At 37.0% G+C, this 4,675-nt stretch carries 6 protein-coding genes; all 6 read right to left on the bottom strand.

Going from position 1 to position 4,675, the window contains the following annotated elements; genetic code table 11:
- Nucleotides 1-296: 296 nt before the first annotated feature.
- Entirely contained in the window at nt 297-830 is a 534-nt protein-coding gene (locus PO830_RS14690; RefSeq protein WP_272854330.1) for an STM3941 family protein, read from the bottom strand.
- 249 nt (nt 831-1,079) lie between these two features.
- Complete coding sequence (locus tag PO830_RS14685; RefSeq protein WP_272854329.1) at nt 1,080-1,760, bottom strand: DUF6624 domain-containing protein; 681 nt, start codon at nt 1,758-1,760, stop codon at nt 1,080-1,082.
- A 352-nt stretch (nt 1,761-2,112) separates the two neighbouring features.
- Entirely contained in the window at nt 2,113-3,075 is a 963-nt protein-coding gene (locus PO830_RS14680; RefSeq protein WP_272854328.1) for a HaeIII family restriction endonuclease, read from the bottom strand.
- Nucleotides 3,076-4,125, bottom strand: a complete 1,050-nt coding sequence (locus tag PO830_RS14675; RefSeq protein WP_272854327.1) for a DNA cytosine methyltransferase — start codon at nt 4,123-4,125, stop codon at nt 3,076-3,078.
- 4 nt (nt 4,126-4,129) lie between these two features.
- Complete coding sequence (locus PO830_RS14670; protein WP_272854326.1) at nt 4,130-4,450, bottom strand: helix-turn-helix domain-containing protein; 321 nt, start codon at nt 4,448-4,450, stop codon at nt 4,130-4,132.
- 8 nt (nt 4,451-4,458) lie between these two features.
- A partial coding sequence (locus tag PO830_RS14665; protein ID WP_272854325.1) for a hypothetical protein occupies nt 4,459-4,675 on the bottom strand: 217 nt, incomplete at its 5' end.

The following is a 4,675-nucleotide window of genomic DNA, read 5'->3' as shown; positions in this document are numbered from 1 at the left end:
TAGTGAATCTGTACGATTTATGGCTATTAAGATTTCCTTTTTTTTATCCATTCAGTATTAATTACTGCCAACGGTCCAGGCTATCATGTCGGCGGGAGGCTTAGGCGGCTGAATGGCAGAACCAAAACGCGCAGCGTTTGTGGGAAGCGGTGTTAACCGCGTGCGATTCAGCTAGACTTGGGAGCCGCCGAATATGTTCATAATGTTCCGATGACCTTTTTAGTTTGTTTTAAAGATAGTGTTTTCGGCTAAGAAAATGACCCGATGCATGATAGCCGATGTTGTGGTGTCGTTTTTTATTTTTTCCTTTTTTCAAATTCTTCTCTAATCATCCTTTCTAATTCGTCATATTTTATTTTCAGAGAGTTTGAAATTATTGATAATGGCGAGCCATACATTTTATAATTTGCTTTCATCGCCCTTTTGGAAATCCCGTTTCTTGCACGTTCAATGTATTTCTCAGGTTTGTCAGTCTCAAGCATTAAAATTTTTGTTGAAGCAACCTGAACGGTTCCAATATCAGTTATATCATCCCATTCTATAAGTCCAACACTTGTTGCATTAGAATTGTCTGTTATTCCGTTTTGGTCAATTGTCAATCCAACTTTGTTGTCGAATAGTTTTTTTGCGATAAAAACAAGGCAAAGTCCGAAAAATGCAACTGCTGCGATTCCTGCAATTCTAATCGTCTCGGGATTTCGAAATATCGGACTTTTAAACTGTTCTGGATTCATTATGAAAAGAGTTCCAAGAACAACAAAAACAGTCGCACCGATTAAAAGCAGAAGAATTTTAGTCTTACTTAATTGGATTTCGATTTTATCTGTCATTTGTCTGTTTTAAATGCACCACAACGGTCCGGGCTATCATGTCGGCGGGAGCTTGGGCGGCTGAATCGGCAGAACCAAAACGCGAAGCGTTTGTGGGAAGCAGCGTTAGCTGCGTGCGATTCAGCTGAGCCTTGAGAGCCGTCGAATATGTTCAAGATATTCCGATGACCTTTTTAGTTTGTTTTAAAGATAGTGTTTTCGGTTTAGAAAATGACCCGATGCATGATAGCCGTTGTTACCTGCTGGCCATTAATCAATTTTATATAGTTTTGGTTCTTTTATACCTTTTTCTAAATAAATCTCTTTATTCATTTCATAGTGCATTTTAGTCATTGTATTGAGATACTCTTCTATTGGTTCAAGTCCAATTGAATTTCTTCTTTCATTAACTGTTAAACTGTCTTTTAGAGGTTTTGGGTAAGCTTGACCTGTTTCCATATTATATGTCACTTGCGTTCCATAGACTTGTTTATCACCAGTGTTAAGGTTTACTCGATCAACCAACAATCCATAATTACTTGGTGAGGCATTATTGCTTTCCACTTCAATTTTCATTTTTTCTAATACCTGTTTTTGAAAATTAGGTTTATGATCAGAATGTTGAACCATTAACCAAAAGTTCATTGAACCTTCTTCTCCAGCTAAATCAAATCCTACAAATCCATATTTATCGAAGATTTGTTTTAATCGTTTTTGGTGAGTTTTAAAAACGCTGTCTTTAAAAGAATTCCATTTCTCTTTAGTCATTTTTTTATAATCTCCTTGTGGAGTGTAAGCAGCTATTTGATCAATTTCAGCCATTCTTCTAAGTTCATCAGCCAAATTTTGATTGAATACTACTTTCTCTTGACTAAGCTGTTTTTCAGAAGTTTTTTCTTTACATCCAAAAAATGAGAGTCCGATGATTAATATGTAGATTATTTTTTTCATTTACGGTGCTAATCGGCTTGCAGGTAACGGTCCGGGCTATCATGCGGCGGTAGCTTAGGCGGCTGAATCGGCAGAACCAAAACGCGGAGCGTTTGTGGGAAGCGGTGTTAACCGCGTGCGATTCAGCAGAACCTTGGGAGCCGCCGAATATGTTCAAGATATTCCGATGACCTTTTTAGTTTATTTTTAAAGATAGTGTTTTCGGTTAAGATAATGACCCGATGCATGATAGCCGTTGTTGTACATAGTGCTTTTGAGTTCAATTTGGGGCGTTGGCAGAGACATACTCTTTTACAGTTTTGGTGTTGCGCTGGCTGTTGCAACTGTAAATGTGTATGGCTCTTAGCTTAGGCTATCCACTCACGAATAAATGATTAGTAAATAATGTGTGTGGCGCACTCACTAAATTAATATCGAATTTCAATGATGGTTCTACTCTCGAACTTGCATTGTGAATTCTGAATGAAATTTGCCAACCTTCGTTCAAGGATACAAGCAAAGTTGTCGTAGAACTGTCCTGGTAAACAATTTCTATCAGTCGTGAAGGCAATTTAAGTCTCGGTATTTTCGCTTTGGGTTTAGTCTTCTCAAACGGCAAATTCAAAGTACCGTGTAAATTATATGCTTGTATTTCCACTTTCTTTTTACCCTTTATGACTTTATAGAAATCTTCATTACCAATTAAATATTGAACTAAATTTTCAGCTACTACATTTGGGTTTTCCTTATCCAATCTCAATAGCTCTTTTCTAAATGCGTTGAGAATTGGAATATAAACCTCTTGATGCATATTGTCTATCGATGTCCATTTCGTGGACTTGTCTTTTGCTCTCAAATCTGTGAGCATATCAAAAATCGGTTTTATTTCATCAAAGTAGTTTTGTGAACAAGGAACACCAAGCCATTTCTCGCCGAAGTCAATTCGTTGAGACAATCGAGAATGTTTAACTGCTCGGTGATTATTCTTTGCAGAAATACCTATTTGCCATTTCTGCAATGCTCTAATTGTCAGCACATCTCTAACATCTCCAGATTGACCAGCTTGGTCGCTTACAATTTCGAGTACTAAAGTATCTTCTTCGTTTATCCCATTTGATAATCGAGGTTCGATATCTATTAAAAAGTTGATTGCTGTACTCGCTGTAATACGAAACGTTTCCTGTTGATTTTCCTTAAAGTTATCGAAACACTTTTTAGCTGTTTGATACGGTTCATTCTCTGATATCGAAACTTTTGTTACAAGCTTTAATCTTTCATAAAATTCAAGAAGCAAAGCATATTCAAATGCTTTTCCATTAATTGTCTGCTTTGCCATTTATGATAATGTGTTTTCTAATTCTAAATTTACTTTTTTCGATTTAGCTGATTTCTTTTCAGCATGCTCAATTTGGTTTTTGATACTTACTGCTAAATGTTTGGCAAGATTTACTGGAACAGCATTTCCTATCATTTTGTAGCCAGCTGAGATGTGATTGTAATAGAAAGTGAAATCATCAGGGAATGTTTGAATTCTTGCACATTCTCTAACGCTCAATCTACGATACAAATCCTCTTTACCTGGCACGAATATTCTTTTGTTCTGTTCGATAAACTTCATTTTTGGTGCTTGTGGATGGATTGGTGCGTGTCTCCCACCAGCTTGGATTGTAAATGATTGTTCATCCCAGCTACGCACTCTGTTTCTTGACATAAACATTGAAGAAAATCCTCCAATCATATACTCGTGATTGGGCACTTCGCAATTTTCCTTATTAGTCTTGTTTCCTTCTTTTGCAGGTACAACATTGGTCTTTAAATCAGATATTTTTTCTTCAAGAGTAACTTTTTGTTTTAGTGGTTGTGGAAACTCAAATTTGAAATTGAGGTCTTTGCGTATTCCAACAAAGAAGACTCGTTTTCTGTCCTGAGGAACATCGAAATCAGATGCGTTTAAGAGTTTAAAAGATAACTCGTAGCCAATTCCAGCATTTTTGAATAATTCTTTGATGTTCTTCAACGCTTCGCTGTGCCTTTCCAAAAGCATTCCACTTACGTTTTCAGCAAGAAAGAATTTAGGTTGTTTTGCCTCTAAAATTCTGATGAAGTCATAGAAAAGTTGTCCACGTTTGTCGTTAATTCCACGTAACGAACCTGCTTCACTCCAACTCTGGCAAGGTGGACCACCAATTATTCCATCACATTCAGGAACTTCATCCGATTTGATATTTACAATACTTCTTCTATCGAGTATTGTGTGTGGATGATTTTTCTCGTAGGTTTCCCAAATATCTTTGTCATATTCATTTGCCCAAACAACATTGAATCCTCCTTTTTGAAATCCTAAATCCAGTCCGCCTGCTCCAGCAAAAAATGATACTACATTCATAAATTTATTGTGTTTGAAGTGTTTTGTTTAGTGTTCGTCTGTATTCTGCTTTTTCCTCTGCGACCTGCAAAAGTTGCTTTGTGCAATTTGTTTCGTAAATCTGTTTTGCAATTTGGTCAGTTACGTATTCGTTTCGCAATTCCTTCAATTTAAGACCAAAGATTTTGGCAAGTTTAGGGAGTCGTTTTTCATCGAAATCTCGTTTTCCGTTTTCGATTTTACTCAAATTCGCGCTGTCCAAGTCGAGTTTGGCCGCAAGTTGGGTTAAAGTCAACTGTTTTTCAGTTCGTAAAAGTCGGATGTATTCGCCAAATGTGGTATTCATAAGACTTGTCATTTTTTGACAAATTTATATATTATTTTTAAAATTTCCAATAGAGCGGTGGAAAAAAAAGCTCTTTTATTTTTCAGCTGTGGATGGAGCGTTTGGGAAAAATAAATGTGCTGTTTTAGCGATGGGATTGCATTATGTACAACGGTCCGGGCTATCATGGCGGCGGGAGACTTAGGCGGCTGAATCGGCAGAACCAAAACGCGGAGCGTTTGTGGG

The sequence above is a fragment of the Altibacter sp. HG106 genome, assembly GCF_028561755.1.
GTDB lineage: Bacteria > Bacteroidota > Bacteroidia > Flavobacteriales > Flavobacteriaceae > DFVG01.
This window is presented reverse-complemented; position numbering and strand designations above follow the sequence as displayed.

Bases quoted from the DNA above. Each gene is read 5' to 3' on its own strand.
- PO830_RS14680 (WP_272854328.1), bottom strand. From the start codon at position 3,075: ATGGCAAAGCAGACAATTAATGGAAAAGCATTTGAATATGCTTTGCTT.
- PO830_RS14675 (WP_272854327.1), bottom strand. From the start codon at position 4,125: ATGAATGTAGTATCATTTTTTGCTGGAGCAGGCGGACTGGATTTAGGA.
- PO830_RS14670 (WP_272854326.1), bottom strand. From the start codon at position 4,450: ATGAATACCACATTTGGCGAATACATCCGACTTTTACGAACTGAAAAA.
- PO830_RS14685 (WP_272854329.1), bottom strand. From the start codon at position 1,760: ATGAAAAAAATAATCTACATATTAATCATCGGACTCTCATTTTTTGGA.
- PO830_RS14690 (WP_272854330.1), bottom strand. From the start codon at position 830: ATGACAGATAAAATCGAAATCCAATTAAGTAAGACTAAAATTCTTCTG.